The sequence below is a fragment of the Paenibacillus cremeus genome (assembly GCF_007786445.1).
Lineage (GTDB): Bacteria > Bacillota > Bacilli > Paenibacillales > NBRC-103111 > Paenibacillus_G > Paenibacillus_G cremeus.
Genome location: NZ_VNJI01000009.1, coordinates 151,697 through 171,113 on the forward strand (window position 1 = coordinate 151,697; position 19,417 = coordinate 171,113).

Sequence of the window (19,417 nt, forward strand, 5' to 3'; positions counted from 1 at the left end):
CGTCAGCGAGCTGCCTTTGAATTCGGATGATTACCTTAAAAACAATTCAAACCATCCGAATTCAAGAGCAACCGAAAGCACACTCCCCTTCGCGGTAAAACAGCGTATAGCCTAGGACAACCTTGTCATTGCCACAATTTCATCAATTACAGACCTTTGCTAGCGATAAACGAAACCAGATCTACAACGCGGTTGGAATAGCCCCACTCGTTGTCGTACCAGGAAACGACTTTAACCATGTTGTCGCCTACTACCATCGTGGACAGAGCGTCGATCGTGGAGGAAGCTGGATCACCGTTATAGTCGCTGGATACAAGCGGCTCTTCGGAGTAGTTCAGGATGCCTTTGAGTGCGCCGTTAGAAGCGTCTCTCAGAGCTGCATTCACTTCGTCCACCGTTACGTTCACTTTCAGCTCGACAACAAGGTCGGTTACGGAAACGTTCGGAGTCGGTACGCGGAAAGAACCACCGTTAAGCAACCCTTTCAGCTCAGGCAATACGAGAGAAACGGCTTTAGCAGCGCCAGTCGTGGACGGAATGATGTTTTCCGCAGCGGCACGGGCACGGCGCAGATCTTTGTGAGGCAGGTCAAGAACGGATTGATCGTTAGTGTAGGAGTGGATGGTGGACATCATCCCTTTAACGATACCGAACTTGTCGTTCAATACTTTGGCGAAAGGAGCCAAGCAGTTAGTCGTACAAGAAGCGTTCGAGATAACGGTATGAGCAGCTGGATCATACTTGTCTTCGTTTACGCCCATAACGATAGTGATGTCTTCGTTCGTAGCTGGAGCGGAGATGATAACCTTCTTCGCGCCGCCTTTGAGGTGAAGCTCAGCTTTTTCTTTCGCTGTGAAGATACCTGTGGACTCAACAACGATTTCTACGCCGTTAGCGCCCCAAGGAAGGTTCTCAGGGTTGCGCTCAGCGAATACTTTAACCGCTTTGCCGTTAACGATCAGTGCGCCTTCAGTAGCTTCTACTGTAGCGTTCAATTTGCCGTGGGTAGTGTCATATTTCAGCAGGTGAGCCAGGGTGTTTACGTCAGTCAAGTCGTTGATAGCCACAACTTCAACTGCTGGGTTGTTCAGCGCTGCGCGGAATACGTTACGACCAATACGTCCAAAACCGTTAATACCAATTTTCGTTGCCATGAGTAGGTTCCTCCCAAAGTGTTTTATATTTCAAGACAGGCAAAAATGCCCGTCAAGATGACAAATGATGTACAATCTCCAGTGCAGCCGCTTCGTCTGTGATCAAGACATCCTCGTGTCCGTGACGCAGCACCGAAACGATCGCTTCGCCTTTGCTCTTGCCTCCGGCGATTCCAATTACCGCGTCCATCTGGTGGATGTCTTCGATGCGAAGTCCGACGGTGGGCATTTTGTGCAGAATGTTGCCTTGCCGGTCAAAATAGTACCCGAACGCTTCTGCAAGCGCTCCGTCCTGCCGCAAAATCTCAGTCGTCTCCCGGTCCACCTTGCGGCGCCTAGCCATTACCATAGCTTCTCCTATGCCATGGACAACCATCCGTGCCCGCCGGATAAACTGGATAATTTCAGCGATGCTGTCATCCTGCATCAGAGACTGGTATGCTTCTTCCCCAAGATGATCGGGTACGTGCAGCAGCCGATAGCGTGCGCCGGTTTTCTTGGCCATCGTCGAGGCAATCGTATTCGCCTGAAGTTCCAGGCTCTCGCCAAGTCCTCCGCGTGCCGGTACGAACCAGCAGCCCTTCAGCGACGTGGTTGCCGCCAAGTGGTAGGCCACCTCCGCCATCGTAGACCCTCCGGTCACCGCGATCGTCTCATCCTCCGCCACCAGCTTGCGCAGCACGGCGGCGCCGGCACGGCCAAGCTCTTTCTTCGTATGCGGAGAAGCGTCCGAATCGCCCGGTACGATGACGACCTGCTTCAGTCCGAAGTGCGAGCGAATCCGCTCCTCCAGCTCGGTCAGTCCGAACAAATCCTTGACAATCGGCTCAATGGACTCCAGCAGCTGTCTGCCTGCTGCGCTGATGCGCATGCCTGCAGCTTCGACCTCGATCAGTCCCTGCTCTTTCAAAAAATCCACTTCCGCCCGCAAAATCCGTTCCGTCGTATTGAGCGAAACCGCGAGCGTACGTCTTCCAACCATGCCTGACACGAGAATGTGGTGCAAGATCGTGTAGCGCTTTTTCATCGTGTCCATGAGATCCGGCAGAAGCTGCTTTTGAATATTGAGAATCTCTTTCATGACTACACTCCCGCTCGAATCATGGACGTAAATTGTCCCGGTGCTACATTTTAAGTCCCACATGCTCTAAAAAAAGTACTAAGTTGTTCACTTAGCTGTCATTATTATAAACCAATTTTCACCACACTTCAAGTGAGCTTCGCCTCTTTTCTCATGGAAAGGTTTGGACTAAAAAATATTTAGCCCACCTGTTGCATTTGTCCTTCACATCCGATATAATAACTTTTGCTGTCACTCCTATAAACAGTGCGGCAAGCAAGTTCATATGCGCCCGTGGTCCAATGGATATGACGTAGGCCTCCGGAGCCTGAGATTAAGGTTCGATTCCTTACGGGCGCGCCATTTTACATAAACACCCGAAACCAAAATCAGTGATCTCACTGATTTTTTTGTTTTTCCAGGTTTTCTTCAACTCTTTGTTTGACCTTTCTTGACCTTAGTTTGATTTTCCGGTATTATGGTTATAGTTTAAATTAAAGGAGGCTGCAGCTCATGAGTTTTATTCCAATGGTTGTCGAACCGGATGCAAGAGGGGAACGCGCCTACGATATTTACTCGCGCTTGCTCAAGGACCGCATTATTTTTCTAGGAAGTCCGATCAACGATGTTGTAGCCAACACCATTATCGCGCAGCTGCTGTTCTTGGCCGCTCAAGATCCGGACAAAGACATTCATTTGTATATCAACAGCCCAGGGGGCTCGATTACATCCGGTATGGCGATTTACGACACGATGCAGTTTATTAAACCGGACGTGTCCACGATCTGCGTCGGGATGGCCGCTTCGATGGGCGCTTTCCTGCTCGCTGCCGGCGCCAAAGGCAAACGCTTCGCGCTGCCGAACAGCGAAGTGATGATTCACCAGCCACTCGGCGGAGCCGAGGGTCAAGCCAGCGACATCGAGATTCGCGCCAAGCGTATCTTGAAGCTGCGTGACAAGCTGAACACGATTCTGGCCGAGCGTACCGGACAATCGTTCGAGCGTATCGAGAAGGATACCGACCGCGACAACTTCATGTCGGCGGAAGACGCACAAGCCTACGGTTTGATCGACAAGGTCATCGAACGCGTATAATGCTCGACAAGACAAGACAAAGAGCCCTGCATTGGCTGCATTAGCCGATACAGGGCTCTTTTCTTATCTTATTCCCCTCTGTCATCCAGAGGATAGAATATCAAATCGATCGGAAACGCTGATCCTGCAGGCGGGCTGAACTCGATGTCGAGCGAATCCTCTTTCCCCGTCGTTTTCGCTAGGATCTGCATGCCGTCAAACGCCGTCAGTACGCCGGATTCCGGCACCAAGCGAATATCTCCGTTGATCTTGAACGGTCCTTTGAAGATACCACCCTTGGCCAAAATCATGACCGCCATCTTGCGCGGCTTATCGGCATGAATTTTGTACACGACGCCATAGTTGCCTTCGTTCTTCACCGCCATCTTGCGCAGCGGGTCAAAGCCCGGCTGGAACGGATCGGCGGTCTGACCGTCTCCTATAATGATTCTGGACGGCGATGTGAAGGTGCTCGCGTCAATATTCCAGTTCACCTGAGATACCGGGAACGTACCTCGTACATGGCCGGTAAACGGCAGCAGCGGCAGCGAGAGCGCGCTTTGCGGCGTGACATCATTGGAAGCCACAAACGAGAACTGCACCTTGCCGTCGGTCTCCACGTCGTAGAACAGATTTACACCCTGACCTGGGTAGAAATCCGGGAACTGTCGATACACGAACGTTTGGTTCGGTGGAATCGTCAATGTCTCATTCATCGGATCGGCCATCAAGAAGTCGACCGTCGCTTCGTTACCGATCAAGTTCGCGTACACAGAAGGCCATACCTCGCCGCGATTCGTCGTTTTCACCGTGACCGGCTTATTCGTTGTATTTTTCGCCAGAATCGCCAGCGTCACGTTTTCCTTGGTTCCGTTAACATGATCGGCGTACAATCGGCCTTTGCCCTCAATATCGTCCTGATACAAAATCCCTTTTTGCGTAAACTCCTCCGGGCTGTCGCTGACGAGCAGCTTGCGGGAGCTGTCTTCGGTCACTTGCTTCGGCAGCTGCGGGAGCTCCCAGAAGTTACCCCATAGCATGCTCCAGTCCGTCTTGATGAACGAACCGACCGGCTTCATGTAAATCGGATATTCCACTTCGGTCAAATACGTTGCATCCTCGATGACGATATTGCGGCTGTACGGCTCGCTGACATTGCCATGCGCATCCGTAACCGTCAAGGTGATCGGATAGGTTCCAGGGGTAAAGTAAGTCTCCTGCTTGCCCTTCCATTCATACTTCGCAATCCCCTCGGCGTCCGGGTCGTAGCTGAGATCCACGAATTTCACCGGCTCTCCGATCTTATAGCTGGACTTGGCAAACGTAAACTTCGCCACCGGCTTCGAGTTGCCTTGATTCGGGTTGTAGAGGCCCTTCATGGACTTCACATACAGCACCTCGACGCGTCGAAGTTCATTGTTGTATGTATATTTTGCCCCCATATAATCGGCGAGCCAGGTCAGCTTAATCATCAGACGGCCGTTCACAATGGCAGCCGCGTCATCAAACTTCTGCCAGTACCCGTTAATCCAAACCGATTTGTTGTCACTATCAAAAATAATCCGGTTCGTCGGCGTCACCATCTCGATCGTCCGGGTCTTCTCGTTCCATTCCACCTTCATGCCAAACGCATCGCCCAAAAACTTAGCCGGCACGAACGTCTTGTCCTTCAGAATGGTCGCCGGTGCATCGAGCGTCACTTGTTTCCCGTTCAGAAACGAGTCCGGCTTATCGATGTACAACAGCACATAAGTGGTCCCGGAGGACATCGGATTTTCCTGATCTGCCGAGGCGATCGGCATCCAACCAAACGTAAGCAGCACACTCAAGATCAATAATAAGGCCAATTCTTTCTTGATAGCTTTCATTTCTCTACTCCTCTTCTGCCGTTCTTAGGGTGTCTTGACCCCACTTCGCCAATGATTCTAGCGAAACAAGGGGCCTCTTACAAAAGAAAAAACCTTTTCGGTTCGCGAGACACGCCATTATAGACGCACATCGCGACAAAAGGTTGCGTTTTCCTTATTATTACATTTTTATCCAACCACAAGGAAAAAGCTTCCTTATCGGAAGCCCCGTGACGGATGTTATTGGTTCTCTAATTCCTCTTTGCTAACCAATGTGACTAAAGCGTTTACAGCCTGCTCGGCGTCCGAACCTTCTGCGCTGATGTATACTTCTGTTCCTGTGCTGATTGCGAGGCTCATAATCCCCATAATGCTCTTCGCGTTTACTTTCTTCTCGTCCTTCTCCACAAAAATTTCGGAAGAAAACTTATTCGCTTCTTGTACGAATAGTGCCGCCGGTCTAGCATGAAGGCCTGTTTTCAACTTGACGACTACTGGGCGTCTCGACATGCAACCAATACCCCCTACAATCTTTAAATTCCAATTAATATGAGACTAAAACGCCTCAAAAGTAAACGAATGCTCCGCGACGATGTGACCTCATTCGAATAGCTTTCGTTAAAAAGCGATTTTTCATCCATTATATCATTTTTCGGCAGTTTGCACTAGAATTTTTGAGAATTTACACAAAAAATCTATATTTATACAGATGTATTAGGGCTTACGCAGCTTTTCGGCCAATTCATCAATCTTGCGCAGCCTATGATTCACTCCGGACTTGCTTACCTTCCCTTTGAGCAGCTCGCCTACCTCGCTCAAGTTCATGTCCGGGTGCTGCAGACGAATTTCCGCCACCTCGCGCAGCTTATCGGGCAAATTGGCCAGGCCGATCTCTTTTTGCAGCAGCCGGATGTTATCAATCTGCCGGACAGCCGCTCCGATCGTCTTGTTCAGATTCGCCGTCTCGCAGTTCACCAGCCGATTGACGGAGTTGCGCATATCCTTCATAATCCGGACGTCTTCGAACCGGAGCAGCGCCTGATGAGCGCCGATCAAGCTGAGGAACTCGATAATGCGCTCGCCCTCTTTCATGTAGAGCACGAAACCTTTTTTCCGTTCAATACATCGGGCGTTGAGCTCAAACTCATTGGCCAGTCGGCAAAGCGCCTGACAATGCTCCTCATACATCGAGTAAATTTCCAAATGATACGATGACCCTTCCGGGTTGTTTACCGAACCGCCTGCGAGGAACGCTCCTCTCAGGTAGGCGCGCTTGCAGCAGTCATCTTTGATGATGTCCGGTTCAATGCCCGGTGTAAACAAGAAGCCTTCCGATACGATCTGCAGCTTCGATAAAATCTCCTGCACCTGATTGGGAACTCGAACAATATAAACGTTGTTTTTCTTAAGCCGCATTTTTTTGCGTACGAGCAGCTCCGTGTGCACCTGAAACGTTCGCTTCAGCATCGAATAGATTCGTCTAGCAATGGCCGCATTCTCGGTGGAAATATCGAGCACGATTCGTTGACTCGTCAGCTGCACGGCTCCGTTCATCCGAATCAGCGCCGAAAGCTCCGCCATTTCGCAGTGGCTATCCGTTTCGATTAACGTTAATTCTTTTTTCGTCTGGGCGGCGAAGGACATCGGCTATCACCTCTTCTTGAACATCCAACTCTCCACCAGTTGATAAATGTGTTGACTTAGCTTCTCCGCATCATGACGAAGGTAGGTCCGGAACAAAATCAATTGGTCGGCTATCACCTTGTAGCCTTGTCGCGTAACCTCATCCCAATCGAACTGCACGGCCTGTGCGCCCTTCTCGGCATACTTGCTCTGAACCTGCTCCGGAATTTCACCGTTATTAACGATGACATAATCGAACAGGTCATGGCCTACATGATCTCGAACCGCTTTCAAATGGTCGCTGACCTTGTAGTCATCCGTTTCGCCCGGCTGGGTCATCACGTTGCAAATAAAAATTTTGAGCGCCTTGGACTCGACGATCATCTTCGCAATCTCCGGCACCAGCAAATTCGGCAAAATGCTCGTATACAAGCTGCCAGGGCCTACCACAATCGCATCCGCCTGCTCCAGCGCCTCCAGCGCTTCCGGCAATGCAGTCACGTCTGCAGGCTCGATGAATACGCGACGAATGACACCGCCCGCTTTGGGAATCTTCGATTCTCCCACGACGACCGAGCCGTCTTCCATCTCCGCGCGCAGCACGATCGCTTGACCCGACGCCGGAAGCACACGGCCACGAACCGCAAGCACCCGGCTCAGCTCCCGGACTCCGGTGACAAAATCGCCGGTAATATCCCGCATCGCTGCCAGCATTAGGTTACCCAAACTGTGACCCGCCAATCCGTTGCCTTTCTCAAAACGATACTCGAGCATCTGACCGAGCAGCGGCTCCACATCCGCCAGCGCCGTGAGCACGTTGCGGATATCCCCCGGGGGCACCATCTCCAGCTCGGAGCGCAAAATACCGGAGCTGCCGCCGTCATCAGCCACCGTCACGATGGCGGTAATATCCACCGGCTTTTGCTTCAGACCGCGCAGCATAACCGATAATCCGGTCCCTCCGCCAATGACCACGATCCGGGGTCTATAGTTCTCTCTTTCGTGGACCGTCATTTTTTCACCTCTACCCGATCGCGCTCTGCGTCCCGATGACTAACTCTGACGGCCTCCGTTTCACTATTGCCCAACATTTTGCCGAGATACTCCGCAATGGCTACCGAGCGATGCTTTCCTCCCGTACAGCCGATGCCGACGACCACCTGGCTTTTCCCTTCCTTCTTATACTGGGGAACCAGAAAATGCAGCATATCGAGCAGCTTGGCTAGGAACTCCTGCGTCTCCGCCCATTTCATGACATACTCATACACTTCGGGGTCCTGCCCGGTATTGGGTCGAAGGCTCTCCACATAATGCGGGTTTGGCAAAAACCGGACGTCAAAAATCAAATCCGCATCAATCGGAATGCCGAACTTGAAGCCGAACGAGATGACGTTGATGGAAATGCCGTTGGACTCGAGGTTCGTGAACCGTGATACGATGCGCTCCTTCAGTGCCGCCGGCTTCAGACTGCTGGTGTCGATCACCTGCGTAGCCAGTCCCTTCAGTTCTTCGAGCAGCTTGCGCTCCTGCTGAATTCCCTCGAGCGGCGCCCCTGTCGGAGCGAGCGGATGCTTACGGCGGCTTTCCTTATACCGCTGCACCAGTACAGAATCAGTGGCATCCAGAAACAAGATCTCGTACGTCAACGTGTAATTCTCTTTCAAGTAGCGCAGCGACTCCGAAAGCGAGGTAAAAAACTCGCGTCCACGCAAGTCGATCACGAGTGCCACCTTGCCGATGCGGCCCTTCGACTGCTCAATGAGCTCGGCAAACTTCGGAATCAAGACCGGCGGCAGGTTATCTACGCAGAAAAAGCCCAGATCCTCTAAGCTTTGTACAGCGATCGTTTTGCCTGCTCCGGACATGCCTGTAATAATGACCAGCTTTCCGAGGGTATGCATTTCATCCATGGGATTCCCTCCACCGCTCGGAGTTTCGTGGTAGGGCTATTTGTGGCAGAAAAGTACCTCCGGGTCCTGTTAAAATCGGATTCTGTTTGATTAGACTAGTTGGATAGAATCCGATTTTAAAGGGACCTCGTAAACTCTCCGGTATCTTTTCATGCCACTACGCCCCACGAAATCCTCGCTACTATAGTTTCGCGGCTCCTGCGGATGCACGCGGGTTACTTTATGAGTGCAGGTTGAGGCCTGCGGCGCCGACGACACCGGCATCGTTGCCCAGGACGGCTGGGACGATGTCAACGCCTTCTTTGGCGGTTTCTTGAGCGAACTCCTGGTAGTACTTGCGGATGGCATCAAACAGGATGTCGCCTGCCTTGGATACACCGCCGCCTACGATAAAACGCTGCGGGTTGATGACGACGGAAATCATCGCCATCGATTTGCCCAGGTACAAGGCTGCGCGATTAATGATGCGAAGCGCCACTTCGTCGCCGGTTTTGGCGGCATCGAAGACGTCTTTGGCCATGATGTGCTCCACCAGCGCCAGTGACGTATGCTCTCCCCGCTCGACTGCTTCCTTGGCCATCCGGATAATGCCCGTCGCGGAAGATACCGTCTCCAAGCAGCCCTTTTTGCCGCAGCCGCAATCGATGGATTCCAGATCCGGAACAACCACCATATGACCCAGCTCGCCGGCCATGCCGTTAAAGCCTTGATAAATTTTGCCGTTAATGATCACGCCGCCGCCTACGCCTGTACCGAGCGTATAGCAGACCACGTTCGGAATACCTGCACCCGCGCCGCTCCAAGCTTCGCCCAGCGCCGCCACGTTGGCATCGTTATCTATTTTGACGGTTTTTCCGAGTTTCTCTTCTAAAATTTTCTTCACCGGCACATTGCGCCAGCCCAGATTAGGAGACAGCTTGATGAAGCCTTCCGGAATATCCATGAACCCGGCGATGCCTGCTCCGATTCCCGCCACCTGCTCCCACTCATACGGAGATTCCGCTACGAGCTTTCGCACGTATTGCGCAATATTTTCAAGGACCACCTCAGAACCGTGCTCGGTCCCTGTCGGACCTTCATACGTTTGCAGCAGCTTGCCTTGCGAATCACACAGACCCACCTTGATCGTGGTTCCTCCCAAATCGACTCCTACGTAAATCTGCTCTCCCATACCTGCGTATCACCTCATAAATAATGTGAAAATAATAACGAATATACTTCCTGCTCCCACTATAAGCCAACCCCTAAGGGCAGTCAAGCCAGCGCAAAAGAAAAAACGTGGAACAGGACCTGCCCCACGCTCGGTGCTCTATTAGACCGATTTACTCCAATCATGCACCATATGGCCTTCCAAAAACTTCTCGCAATCCAACGCCGCCATACAACCACTTCCCGCTGCCGTAATCGCCTGACGGTATTTGCTGTCCTGGACGTCGCCGCAAGCGAAGACGCCTTCTACATTCGTCATGGACGTACCCGGCTTGACCAAAATATAGCCAACCTCATCCGTCTCAATCTGCCCGCCAAGGAATTCGGTGTTCGGCTTGTGCCCGATCGCTACGAAAATACCGTCGGCTTCGAGGATTTCATCTTGACCGGTTTCGTTGTTTTTCACTTTCAGTCCGGTTACACCCTTCTCACCGGAAACAACCTCCAGCGGTGTACGGTCCAAGCTCCATACGACCTTGGAGTTTTCACGCGCACGATCCTGCATGATCTTGGACGCGCGAAGGTCCTTCCGACGGTGTACCAGGCGCACTTCGGATGCAAAACGGGTCAAGAAGTTCGCTTCCTCCATTGCCGAGTCGCCGCCGCCGACCACGATGATCTTTTTGCCGCGGAAGAAAAAGCCGTCACAGGTAGCGCACGTGCTCACGCCGCGACCGATCGATTCTCTCTCGTTCTCGATGCCCAGCAGCTTCGCCGAAGCGCCGGTCGAGATGATGAGCGATTCCGCTTCGATATCGCCCAAGCCTTCAACGTTCAGCTTGAAAGGACGCTTGGACATGTCAACCTTGTTCACCCAGCCGGTTTTAAACTCTGCACCGAAACGCTCGGCTTGCTTCCGCATATTCGCCATGAGCTCAGGTCCCATAATACCTTCCGGGAAGCCCGGGAAGTTCTCTACTTCCGTTGTTGTCGTCAGCTGGCCCCCTGGCTCCGGTCCTTCGATCACCAATGGGTTCAGGTTTGCACGAGCTAAATAAATAGCTGCCGTAAGGCCCGCAGGGCCGGTCCCAATTACGATTGATTTGTACATGTAGCTTCCTCCCAACACACTATCTGTCTATGTTAATTTGGTACATCCACACTTGCATGCATACCCAAAATGGCATCCATCTTCTCGCGAATGCCGCAAGCTTGATCGATCAGCTTCGCGTTCTTGCTCACCGTAGCTACCGAAATGCCATAGCGGTCCGCCGCCTCTTGAAACGTGATCGGTCTGCGGTGCATTTTCGCAGTTAAATATTCCAACGCCGCAGCCCATGCCTCGGCCTTGGTAATCTTCGGAACGCTTGGGAATACTCTCGATAAATAATCCGCCCACAGCGTCTCCAGATCGTACTGCTGCACCATATCGTAACGGCCGGCCATTTGGAGCAGTGCGGTTTCCAGCACCAGCTGCCAGCGGGGATCCCATACGGGCAGAGCCGACGATAACGGCGACGTAGCCACCTGCATCGATTCCCCTTCGAGCACCGCGGTCAACGGCTCTTTCACACCGATGCGTCGAAGCACGAAGATCGCGACCTTTTTCAAGTAGTCGTCCTCTTCCGGCTGCACGATGAACTCCATCAGCGCGTCCTTCACCTCATCATCCGCAATCAATCCGAATGCCTGAATGACCTGCACCTTTGTATTCATATCGCCGTGACGCAGCGCCCAGAAGAACGACGATCGTACGAGCGGATCCCGCTTCAGATGCTCCGGAAGCCCTTCGGCATTCCGTGCCAGTCCTCGAAACTGCTCCTCGAACGGCAGATGATAGTGATAGCTGACCTGCGGCTTTACGTCTTCCGTCCGGCTCTTCTTGAGCTGATTCAAATAAAACTTCGGAATGTCCGAGCCGGAGTCGAACTTCTCCGCTTGCTTCCATTGCCGCTCCGCTTCCTCGTAGCGTCCCGTATTGTAAGCCGCCACGGCCGTGTAATGGAACAGGCATGGGTCCAAGCCCGCCTCGCCGGTTTTCAGCAAGCGCTTGAACAACCGAAACGCCTTGTCATGCTCGCTCAAAATGCCCATCGTCGTCGCCAGCTTAAACACGTGATCCTGATGGAACGGATACGTCTTGCGCAGCACCTCCAGCAGCTCGGACAAGCTGTCCTGATCGCCGAAATGCTGATAAAAAATCGCCAGGTTGCACAGCGCGTGCAAATTGCCCGGCTCCATCTCGAGCACCTGACGAATCATCTGAACCGACTTGTCGAAGTGCCCCATATAGTAATAAGCGAGCGCCAAATTGTTGCGGGCCGCCATGAAATCCGGATGCTTCTTGATGATTTTCTCCAAGAGTCGTACCGCTTCAGAGAACCGTCCTTCCTCCAGCAGCGAACGAGCACGATCGTGCTCGAACATGCCTTCCCGGCTCTTGATCGTCGTCAGCTTGGTCGGGCGGTCCAGCTCATAGCTGAGCAGCTCCATCATTTCCTCGGACTCCTCCAGGAATTGTCCTGTCGGATCGTTCTCCAAGTAATGAATGATCGCCTTCTCGGCGGATTCGTAATTCTCCATATTGGCAAAGTTGTTCGCCATATAGAAATAGCATTCTGTCATGGCCGGATCAATCTGATCCAGAACATTCTGCAAAATGCGGTTCGATTCCTCATAATTGCCCATTTCGGACAAAAGTCCTGCCAAGTTGCAGTGGTTCACCGGATTTTCCGGCTCATACTCGGCAGCGCGACGAAAATATTTCAATGCTTTATCGTAGTGATAACGGTCCAAGGATTGAACAGCTTTTTCGAAAAAGAAAGTAGCATCCATTTTCATCGGTACGACTTTGGTCCTCGGCCCCGGCGACAATCGTTTTTTCTTCTCCATGAGTAAGGCACCTCCGATGACTCTAAAAGTCGAACTTTCTTCTATATTAACACACTCCGGCTCAAAACCATAAGGTTTCAACGCCGGAGTCGGTTGGTAATCTTTATAGGCTTGTATTTTATACGCCGCCGTACTTGAACAAAGAGCTCAAAGAACCGCCGGACATAATGATATTGATAGCATCCGCAAGCAGGTGGGAAACGGAGATAACCTGGAAGCGCTCCGAATGATCGTCTGGAATCGCGATGGAATCCGTGATGACCACCTCTTTGATGCTTGGGTGATCCAAGCGCTGCAGAGCCGGTCCGGAAAATACCGGGTGCGTAGCACAGACGTAGGCATCATGAGCACCGCGCTCTTTCAATCCTTCAACCACGTTGACGATCGTCGTGCCGGTGTCGATCAAATCTTCGATGATGATCGGCGTCATACCTTCGACTTCTCCGATCACGTGCGTAATGACCGCTTCGTTGTGCGCCGGTCTTTTCTTGATCATCATAGCAAACGGTGCATCGAGAATGTTCGCCATCTTCTCTGCGGTCGTTGCACGACCTGCGTCCGGCGAGACGATGATCGGGTTAAGGATGTTCTTCTTCTTGATATAGTCGCTAATCAAATCCAGTGCGGTCAGGTGATCCACCGGGATGTTGAAGAAGCCTTGAATCGCAGGGGCATGCAAATCGATAGTGATAACACGATCAGCACCAGCAGTAGTCAGCAGATCAGCAACCATTTTGGCAGAAATCGGCTCACGAGGGGCCGCTTTACGCTCTTGACGGGAATAACCATAGTAAGGGACGACAAGGTTGATCGTTCTCGCCGATGCCCGCTTCGCTGCATCCATCATCACCAGAAGCTCCATAAAGTTCTCGTTGATCGGATGAGAGAACGTTTGCACCAGAAACACATCGCAATTCCGGATGCTTTCTTCGAAGAGGCAATAAATTTCACCGCTTTTGAATCGAGAAAGCTTAATCTGGCCTAGCGGCACTTCGAGTTCCTTACAAATACGTTCCGCCAGCTTCGGGTTGGACGAACCCGAGAAAATCTTCATTTTGTCGCTATACATGGTTACCTCCGCTTAATATGTTACGTCTATCCGTTAAATTAACATTGTGTAAATTATCACTGTCTTATTATACATCAATTCACTCGAAACCAATAGGCACCATAACCCGTTTCCGCTCTTTAAATGTGGCTAATTCGTTAAAACCAACCGATTTCAACAGGTCGACCGCCTGATCCAAATATTGGGCAAGCCGCTCCGGTTGGTGGGCATCCGAGCCGATCGTTAGCGGGATCCCAAGCTCATAGGCATACTCCAGCATCCGGCGGCTAGGGAACATTTCGTTCACCGGCATCCGCAGTCCGGAAGCATTCAGCTCCATCGCCAGCCCCGCCGCTTTGACCGCTTCGAGTGCTTCGCGCTCCAAGTGCTCGACGCTTTGCTCTGGCTTGAATCCGAACCGTTTGATCACATCAATGTGGCCAATGTAATCGTACAAGCCGGTCTGTGCCGCCTTCCGGACAGCATCGTAGTACTGGACGTACACTTCGTAAGCATCGCGTTCCTTCCAGCCGTCCGTCTGGCGGTAGTCCGTGATGTCCCATTCGCCGAGAAAATGAACCGATCCTATTACATAATCCCACGAATACTCTTCGATGATACGCCGGATTTCCGATTCGTAGCCTTCGATATAATCGCCCTCGAGCCCGACGCGAATATCGATCTGATCTTTGTACTTCGCTTGCAGGCGAAATGCTTCTTCGGCATAGCGCGGAAGCTCCTCCATCGGCATAGCCATGCCCGGTAGGTAGGCAGCCGGGTCGACATGCAGCAAGGGCATGTGATCAGACAAGCCCAGTTGGGTTAGTCCGATCTCGATGCCCTTTAGCACGTACTCCTCCAGCTCTCCCGACGCATGCCCGCAGCGCACATGGTGCGTGTGGTAATCGATGCGCATAGAGTCTGTTCTCCCTTATTTTTTCTTATTGTGACGGCGGTCAAGCTCCTGCATGACGTCATCCAGCGGCAGCTTCTGCTCGCGCAGCAGCACCATGAGGTGGAAGATCAAGTCGCTGGCTTCATAGCGAAGCTCGTCTTTGTCCCGATTTTTGGCCGCAATAATGACTTCTGCCGTTTCCTCGCCGACCTTCTTAAGGATCTTGTCGACCCCTTTTTCAAACAAATAGGTCGTGTAGGCGCCTTCCGGACGCTCAGCATCACGCTGTGCGATCACCGACTCCAGCTTGCCCAGCATAGCAAAACGATCCTCCACTGTAGAAGCTTGTGCTTCCCCAGCCAGCGCCCCTACTTTCACTTCACCCGTGAAGCAGCTGTAGCTGCCTGTATGGCAAGCCGGACCGGTTTGATCGACGAGAACGAGCAGCGTGTCCCCATCGCAGTCGTACCGCAGTGCCTTCACCTTCTGAATGTGGCCGGAGGTGGCGCCTTTATGCCACAGCTCGCTGCGGGACCGGCTCCAGAACCAAGTCTCTCCCGACTCCACAGTCAGCTTCAACGATTCAGCATTCATATACGCCATCATTAGCACTTCTTTGCTCGCCGCATCCTGTACGATGGCCGGAACCAGACCGTTCGCATCCCAACGCACCGCAGCTTGCAGCGCCTCGTAACTTTCTACTACTACCGCTTGTTGCTCACTCACCGGACTTCCACTCCTTTTTGCCTAAGGTCGCTTTTTACCTCTTCGATCGTCATTTCTTTATAGTGAAAAATCGTAGCGGCCAAGCCCGCATCCGCCTTCGCTTCCGCAAACACGTCGTAAAAATGCTCCTTCTTCCCCGCTCCGCCGGAGGCGATGACCGGGATTGAAACCCGCTCGGACACTGCCAACGTCAAAGGCAGATCGAAGCCATCCTTCGTCCCGTCCGCGTCCATACTGGTCAGCAGAATCTCGCCCGCTCCCAGCTCTTCGATGCGTTTTACCCACTCCAGCGTCTTAATGCCCGTCCCGTTGCGGCCGCCATGGGTGAACACTTCCCACTCGCCCCACTCGGCGTTAAATCGGGCGTCCACGGCGACAACGATGCACTGCGATCCAAACTTCCGCGCCCCGTCCGAGACGAGCTGCGGGTTTTTGACTGCCGCTGTGTTGATGCCGATCTTATCCGCGCCGGCGCGCAGCAGCCGCTTCATATCGTCGACGCTCGCGATTCCGCCGCCTACGGTGAACGGGATGGTGATTTGGCTTGCCGTTTTTTTCACGACCTCCACCATGGTGGCCCGCCCTTCGTAGGATGCGGAAATGTCTAAAAACACCAGCTCGTCGGCGCCTTCTCGATCGTAGATCGAGGCCAGCTCCACCGGATCCCCGGCGTCCCGCAAATTTACAAAGTTAACCCCCTTGACGACTCGACCGTCCTTCACATCGAGGCAAGGAATAATCCGTTTGGCCAGCATGTTCGCCGCCCCCTTTCCAAATGACTGCTATTAGACGGCTTGATGGCTTGGCTGTTCGCATAAGCTTAAGAAATTGCCCAGCAGCTGCATGCCGACGCTGCCGCTTTTCTCCGGGTGAAACTGCATACCGTAAACGTTGTCCCGGCCCACAATCGCTGTTACCTGCTGGAAGTAATCCGTTGTCGCCAATAGATCCTCTTGCCACTCCGGCTTCACATGGAAGGAGTGAACGAAGTACACGTGACCCTCCTCCAGATCGCGGAACAACGGACTGATTGGCTGAAGAAAAGCCAGCTTGTTCCAGCCCATATGCGGCACCTTGTAGTCTCCACGGAAGCGAATCACCTCGCCCGGCAGCAGACCGAGCCCTTCGTGCGTACCGTACTCCTCGCTGCGGCTGAACAGCAGCTGCATACCGAGGCAGATGCCGAGCAGCGGCTTCCCGCTCCGCACATAGTGCAGCACGGCCTCGTCCAGCTTCGTGGCGCGCAGCTGCTCCATCGCATCGCCGAACGCGCCAACGCCAGGTAGAATCGCCCCTTCGGCGTCCAGCAGCTCGCGCACGTCGGAGGTGATCCGCGCTTCGTAGCCGAGCCGCTCAACCGCGGAGCTGACGCTGTGCAGGTTGCCCATGCCGTAGTCGATGATCGCGATCATGGCTTACAGCACTCCCTTCGTCGAAGGCACGCCCTTCACGCGCGGGTCAATGCTCGTCGCTTCATCCAGCGCACGCCCGAGCGCCTTGAACACCGCCTCCACCATGTGGTGCGTGTTGTGGCCGTAATGCACGATCACGTGCAGCGTAATGCGGGCTTCAAGCGCGAACTTCCACAGAAACTCGTGGACCAGCTCCGTTGTAAAGCTGCCCACCGTCTGGGAGGGATATTGCGCACGGTATTCCAGATGCGGCCGGTTGCTGATATCAATCGCCACCTGCGCCAGCGCTTCGTCCATCGGGATGAAGACGTTAGCGTAGCGCTTAATACCCTTCTTGTCGCCAAGCGCTTCGCGCAGCGTCTGCCCGAGGCAAATGCCGATATCCTCGACCGTATGGTGATCATCGATCTCCACGTCGCCCTTTGCATCGACTCTCAGGTCGAATTGCCCGTGCTTGGTGAACAGGTCCAGCATATGGTTGAAAAACGGCACATCCGTCTCGATCTCAGAGATGCCCTCTCCGTCTACGTTGAAGGCCAGCTTAATGTCCGTTTCGTTCGTTCTGCGCGCAATGTCGGCCCGGCGCCCGGCTTTCAAAAGATCCTGCTCAGCCATTTGAGTTCCCTTCCTTCTCCATCCGAATTTCGATTGCCCTCGCGTGCGCCTCGAGTCCTTCGTGGCGGGCCAGGGACATGATTTTATGTCCATCGCGCAGCAGCGCTTCTTTGCTGTAGTAAATGACGCTCGATTTCTTCATAAAATGGTCCACGTTCAGCGGCGAAGAAAATCGCGCTGTGCCATTCGTCGGCAGCACATGGTTCGGTCCGGCAAAATAGTCGCCCACCGGCTCCGAGCTGTACGGCCCGAGGAAGATCGCGCCGGCATTCTCAATGCGACTCAAGTATTGGAACGGCTCGCGCACCAACACCTCGAGATGCTCAGGCGCCAGCCGGTTCACCGCGTCGATGCCCTCGTCAAGGCTCGCGACCGTCAAGATCGCGCCGTAGTCGCGGATCGACTGCTCGGCGATCTCGCGCCGCGGGAGCGCGCCCAGCTGGCGGTCCACCTCGCGGGCGACCGCCTCGGCCAGCTCGGGCGACGGCGTGATCAGGATCGCCGAAGCCATCTCATCGTGCTCAGCCTGAGACAGCAGGTCGGCAGCCACGTAGGCGGCATCGGCAGTCTCGTCCGCCAGCACGACAATCTCGCTCGGGCCGGCGATGCTGTCGATGTCGACCGCGCCGAACACGTAGCGTTTGGCTAGCGCGACATAGATGTTGCCCGGCCCGACGATTTTATCCGCTGCGGGGATCGATTCTGTCCCATAGGCAAGCGCAGCCACCGCCTGCGCCCCGCCCACGCGGTAGATCTCGCTGACCCCGGCCACGTCGGCTGCCACCAGAATGTGCGGGTCGATGCCCTCAACCCCAGCGGTAGCCGGCGGCGTGACCATCACAATCTCCGGTACTCCGGCCACCTGCGCCGGAATCGCGTTCATCAGCACCGACGACGGGTAAGCCGCCTTGCCGCCAGGCACATACAGCCCGACGCGGCGCAGCGGGCGCATCACTTGGCCGAGGATGCTCCCATCGGCCTGCAAATCCATCCACGAGCTGCGCAGCTGCTTCTCGTGAAACCGCCGCACATTCGCTGCAGCCTCGCGAAGCGCGGCGAGAAACCCCTCGTCCACCTTCGCGTAGGCGGCCTCGATCTCCGCTCGCGTGACGCGCAGCGCGTCCACGCTCACGCGGTCAAACTGCTGCGCGAATCGGCGCAGCGCCGCATCGCCGTCTCGGCGCACTTCGTCGATGATCTGTTTCACACGCTCATTTTGCTCCGCCGAGCCATATTCCACTTCCCGCTTCAGCGAGAACTCTGATGCCGGTACAATTCTCATTCGCTGCTTCCTCCTTCAGCATACCGCCGCCCAGGCAGCAGTACGTTCTTCATAAGCACCCTCAAGGAGCTATTTCGTCACCACAGTCGATGCTGCGGCAATGACCGGCTGCAGCCGATCGCAAAGCGCTTGGATCGCGTCATTTTTCATCCGGTAGCTCACCCGGTTGGCAATCAGCCGGCTCGTAATCGCAAAAATCTGCTCATGCTCCATCAGCCCATTCTCACGAATCGTGCTGCCCGTTTCCACCATATCGACAATGCGGTCCGCCAGTCCAATCAGAGGCGCCAGCTCGATCGAGCCGTTCAGCTTAATGACCTCCACCTGCTGACCCAGCTCGCGAAAATATTGAGACGCCACGTTCGGGTACTTCGTCGCTACTCGAGGATTCAGCACCGGCTCCCAGTCCGGCAGTCCAATCACCGACATCCGGCAGCGGGCGATCCCGAGATCCAGCAGCTCGTACACGTCGCGGTTTTCCTCCATCAGCACGTCCTTGCCCACCACGCCGATATCAGCCACACCGTACTCCACATAGGTCGGCACGTCCACCGGCTTCGCCATAATAAACTCCATCCGCGCTTCCGGCACCGGAATGATTAGCTTGCGCGAATCGTCCATCTCCTCCGGAATCGACAGCCCCGCTTCACGGAACAGCTTCGAGGCCTGTTTATAGATGCGTCCTTTAGGCATCGCTACTTTTAATAGGTCCTGCATGCGATCGCCGCTC

At 53.9% G+C, this 19,417-nt stretch carries 19 protein-coding genes and 1 tRNA gene; 2 read left to right on the plus strand and 18 right to left on the minus strand.

The window, feature by feature from the left end; all coding sequences use genetic code 11:
• Nucleotides 1–146: 146 nt before the first annotated feature.
• The gene (gene gap / locus FPZ49_RS09530; protein ID WP_144845895.1) at nucleotides 147–1,154 is read right to left on the minus strand and encodes a type I glyceraldehyde-3-phosphate dehydrogenase; all 1,008 of its coding nucleotides are present in this window, start codon (nucleotides 1,152–1,154) and stop codon (nucleotides 147–149) included.
• A 52-nt stretch (nucleotides 1,155–1,206) separates the two neighbouring features.
• Nucleotides 1,207–2,235, minus strand: coding sequence for a sugar-binding transcriptional regulator (locus FPZ49_RS09535; RefSeq protein WP_144845897.1), 1,029 nt, complete (start codon nucleotides 2,233–2,235; stop codon nucleotides 1,207–1,209).
• A gap of 267 nt (nucleotides 2,236–2,502) precedes the next feature.
• Between FPZ49_RS09535 and FPZ49_RS09540 the strand changes: the two genes are divergently transcribed.
• A tRNA-Arg gene (locus tag FPZ49_RS09540) sits at nucleotides 2,503–2,577 on the plus strand.
• Nucleotides 2,578–2,727: 150 nt separating this feature from the next.
• The gene (clpP, locus tag FPZ49_RS09545; RefSeq protein WP_144845899.1) at nucleotides 2,728–3,309 is read left to right on the plus strand and encodes an ATP-dependent Clp endopeptidase proteolytic subunit ClpP; all 582 of its coding nucleotides are present in this window, start codon (nucleotides 2,728–2,730) and stop codon (nucleotides 3,307–3,309) included.
• A 68-nt stretch (nucleotides 3,310–3,377) separates the two neighbouring features.
• Here clpP and FPZ49_RS09550 read toward each other — a convergent pair whose 3' ends face one another.
• The 16 genes from FPZ49_RS09550 to hisG all read right to left on the minus strand — a co-directional run bounded on the left by FPZ49_RS09550 (nucleotide 3,378) and on the right by hisG (nucleotide 19,404).
• On the minus strand, nucleotides 3,378–5,156 hold the full coding sequence (locus FPZ49_RS09550) for a copper amine oxidase N-terminal domain-containing protein (RefSeq protein WP_144845901.1): 1,779 nt from the start codon (nucleotides 5,154–5,156) through the stop codon (nucleotides 3,378–3,380).
• A gap of 219 nt (nucleotides 5,157–5,375) precedes the next feature.
• Nucleotides 5,376–5,645, minus strand: a complete 270-nt coding sequence (locus tag FPZ49_RS09555; RefSeq protein WP_019533312.1) for an HPr family phosphocarrier protein — start codon at nucleotides 5,643–5,645, stop codon at nucleotides 5,376–5,378.
• A gap of 204 nt (nucleotides 5,646–5,849) precedes the next feature.
• The gene (gene whiA, locus FPZ49_RS09560) at nucleotides 5,850–6,779 is read right to left on the minus strand and encodes a DNA-binding protein WhiA (RefSeq protein WP_144845903.1); all 930 of its coding nucleotides are present in this window, start codon (nucleotides 6,777–6,779) and stop codon (nucleotides 5,850–5,852) included.
• A gap of 6 nt (nucleotides 6,780–6,785) precedes the next feature.
• On the minus strand, nucleotides 6,786–7,772 hold the full coding sequence (locus FPZ49_RS09565) for a gluconeogenesis factor YvcK family protein (protein ID WP_144845905.1): 987 nt from the start codon (nucleotides 7,770–7,772) through the stop codon (nucleotides 6,786–6,788).
• Nucleotides 7,769–8,668 carry an RNase adapter RapZ gene (gene rapZ / locus FPZ49_RS09570; protein ID WP_144845907.1) on the minus strand — a complete coding sequence of 300 codons (900 nt, stop codon included), beginning with the start codon at nucleotides 8,666–8,668 and terminating at the stop codon, nucleotides 7,769–7,771. The genes FPZ49_RS09565 and rapZ overlap by 4 nt, the downstream gene beginning before the upstream one ends.
• Before the next feature lie 220 nt (nucleotides 8,669–8,888).
• Nucleotides 8,889–9,839 (minus strand): ROK family glucokinase, encoded by a 951-nt coding sequence (locus FPZ49_RS09575; RefSeq protein WP_144845909.1) that lies wholly within the window; start codon nucleotides 9,837–9,839, stop codon nucleotides 8,889–8,891.
• Nucleotides 9,840–9,980: 141 nt separating this feature from the next.
• The gene (trxB, locus tag FPZ49_RS09580; protein ID WP_144845911.1) at nucleotides 9,981–10,928 is read right to left on the minus strand and encodes a thioredoxin-disulfide reductase; all 948 of its coding nucleotides are present in this window, start codon (nucleotides 10,926–10,928) and stop codon (nucleotides 9,981–9,983) included.
• A gap of 32 nt (nucleotides 10,929–10,960) precedes the next feature.
• Entirely contained in the window at nucleotides 10,961–12,709 is a 1,749-nt protein-coding gene (locus tag FPZ49_RS09585) for a tetratricopeptide repeat protein (RefSeq protein ID WP_144845913.1), read from the minus strand.
• Between the two features lie 118 nt (nucleotides 12,710–12,827).
• Nucleotides 12,828–13,778 carry a ribose-phosphate diphosphokinase gene (locus FPZ49_RS09590; RefSeq protein ID WP_144845914.1) on the minus strand — a complete coding sequence of 317 codons (951 nt, stop codon included), beginning with the start codon at nucleotides 13,776–13,778 and terminating at the stop codon, nucleotides 12,828–12,830.
• Between the two features lie 79 nt (nucleotides 13,779–13,857).
• A complete protein-coding gene (hisJ, locus tag FPZ49_RS09595) occupies nucleotides 13,858–14,673 on the minus strand; it encodes a histidinol-phosphatase HisJ (protein WP_144845916.1) in 816 nt (271 codons plus the stop codon).
• 15 nt (nucleotides 14,674–14,688) lie between these two features.
• Nucleotides 14,689–15,378 carry a bifunctional phosphoribosyl-AMP cyclohydrolase/phosphoribosyl-ATP diphosphatase HisIE gene (gene hisIE / locus FPZ49_RS09600; RefSeq protein WP_144845918.1) on the minus strand — a complete coding sequence of 230 codons (690 nt, stop codon included), beginning with the start codon at nucleotides 15,376–15,378 and terminating at the stop codon, nucleotides 14,689–14,691.
• Nucleotides 15,375–16,133: an imidazole glycerol phosphate synthase subunit HisF gene (gene hisF, locus FPZ49_RS09605; RefSeq protein WP_144845920.1), complete on the minus strand. Its 759-nt coding sequence runs from the start codon at nucleotides 16,131–16,133 to the stop codon at nucleotides 15,375–15,377. Before hisF ends, hisIE begins: the two co-directional genes overlap by 4 nt.
• A gap of 30 nt (nucleotides 16,134–16,163) precedes the next feature.
• Nucleotides 16,164–16,790 carry an imidazole glycerol phosphate synthase subunit HisH gene (hisH, locus tag FPZ49_RS09610; protein ID WP_144845922.1) on the minus strand — a complete coding sequence of 209 codons (627 nt, stop codon included), beginning with the start codon at nucleotides 16,788–16,790 and terminating at the stop codon, nucleotides 16,164–16,166.
• Nucleotides 16,791–16,793: 3 nt separating this feature from the next.
• Entirely contained in the window at nucleotides 16,794–17,405 is a 612-nt protein-coding gene (gene hisB, locus FPZ49_RS09615) for an imidazoleglycerol-phosphate dehydratase HisB (RefSeq protein ID WP_144845924.1), read from the minus strand.
• On the minus strand, nucleotides 17,398–18,687 hold the full coding sequence (hisD, locus tag FPZ49_RS09620; protein WP_144845926.1) for a histidinol dehydrogenase: 1,290 nt from the start codon (nucleotides 18,685–18,687) through the stop codon (nucleotides 17,398–17,400). Before hisD ends, hisB begins: the two co-directional genes overlap by 8 nt.
• A 69-nt stretch (nucleotides 18,688–18,756) precedes the next feature.
• Nucleotides 18,757–19,404 (minus strand): ATP phosphoribosyltransferase, encoded by a 648-nt coding sequence (gene hisG / locus FPZ49_RS09625; protein WP_144845928.1) that lies wholly within the window; start codon nucleotides 19,402–19,404, stop codon nucleotides 18,757–18,759.
• Nucleotides 19,405–19,417 lie beyond the last annotated feature (13 nt).

Excerpts from the sequence above, each read along its gene's own strand:
- gap (WP_144845895.1), bottom strand. The coding sequence starts at position 1,154 with ATGGCAACGAAAATTGGTATTAACGGTTTTGGACGTATTGGTCGTAAC.
- FPZ49_RS09535 (WP_144845897.1), bottom strand. The coding sequence starts at position 2,235 with ATGAAAGAGATTCTCAATATTCAAAAGCAGCTTCTGCCGGATCTCATG.
- clpP (WP_144845899.1), top strand. The coding sequence starts at position 2,728 with ATGAGTTTTATTCCAATGGTTGTCGAACCGGATGCAAGAGGGGAACGC.
- FPZ49_RS09550 (WP_144845901.1), bottom strand. The coding sequence starts at position 5,156 with ATGAAAGCTATCAAGAAAGAATTGGCCTTATTATTGATCTTGAGTGTG.
- FPZ49_RS09555 (WP_019533312.1), bottom strand. The coding sequence starts at position 5,645 with ATGTCGAGACGCCCAGTAGTCGTCAAGTTGAAAACAGGCCTTCATGCT.
- whiA (WP_144845903.1), bottom strand. The coding sequence starts at position 6,779 with ATGTCCTTCGCCGCCCAGACGAAAAAAGAATTAACGTTAATCGAAACG.
- FPZ49_RS09565 (WP_144845905.1), bottom strand. The coding sequence starts at position 7,772 with ATGACGGTCCACGAAAGAGAGAACTATAGACCCCGGATCGTGGTCATT.
- rapZ (WP_144845907.1), bottom strand. The coding sequence starts at position 8,668 with ATGGATGAAATGCATACCCTCGGAAAGCTGGTCATTATTACAGGCATG.
- FPZ49_RS09575 (WP_144845909.1), bottom strand. The coding sequence starts at position 9,839 with ATGGGAGAGCAGATTTACGTAGGAGTCGATTTGGGAGGAACCACGATC.
- trxB (WP_144845911.1), bottom strand. The coding sequence starts at position 10,928 with ATGTACAAATCAATCGTAATTGGGACCGGCCCTGCGGGCCTTACGGCA.
- FPZ49_RS09585 (WP_144845913.1), bottom strand. The coding sequence starts at position 12,709 with ATGGAGAAGAAAAAACGATTGTCGCCGGGGCCGAGGACCAAAGTCGTA.
- FPZ49_RS09590 (WP_144845914.1), bottom strand. The coding sequence starts at position 13,778 with ATGTATAGCGACAAAATGAAGATTTTCTCGGGTTCGTCCAACCCGAAG.
- hisJ (WP_144845916.1), bottom strand. The coding sequence starts at position 14,673 with ATGCGCATCGATTACCACACGCACCATGTGCGCTGCGGGCATGCGTCG.
- hisF (WP_144845920.1), bottom strand. The coding sequence starts at position 16,133 with ATGCTGGCCAAACGGATTATTCCTTGCCTCGATGTGAAGGACGGTCGA.
- hisH (WP_144845922.1), bottom strand. The coding sequence starts at position 16,790 with ATGATCGCGATCATCGACTACGGCATGGGCAACCTGCACAGCGTCAGC.
- hisB (WP_144845924.1), bottom strand. The coding sequence starts at position 17,405 with ATGGCTGAGCAGGATCTTTTGAAAGCCGGGCGCCGGGCCGACATTGCG.
- hisD (WP_144845926.1), bottom strand. The coding sequence starts at position 18,687 with ATGAGAATTGTACCGGCATCAGAGTTCTCGCTGAAGCGGGAAGTGGAA.
- hisG (WP_144845928.1), bottom strand. The coding sequence starts at position 19,404 with ATGCAGGACCTATTAAAAGTAGCGATGCCTAAAGGACGCATCTATAAA.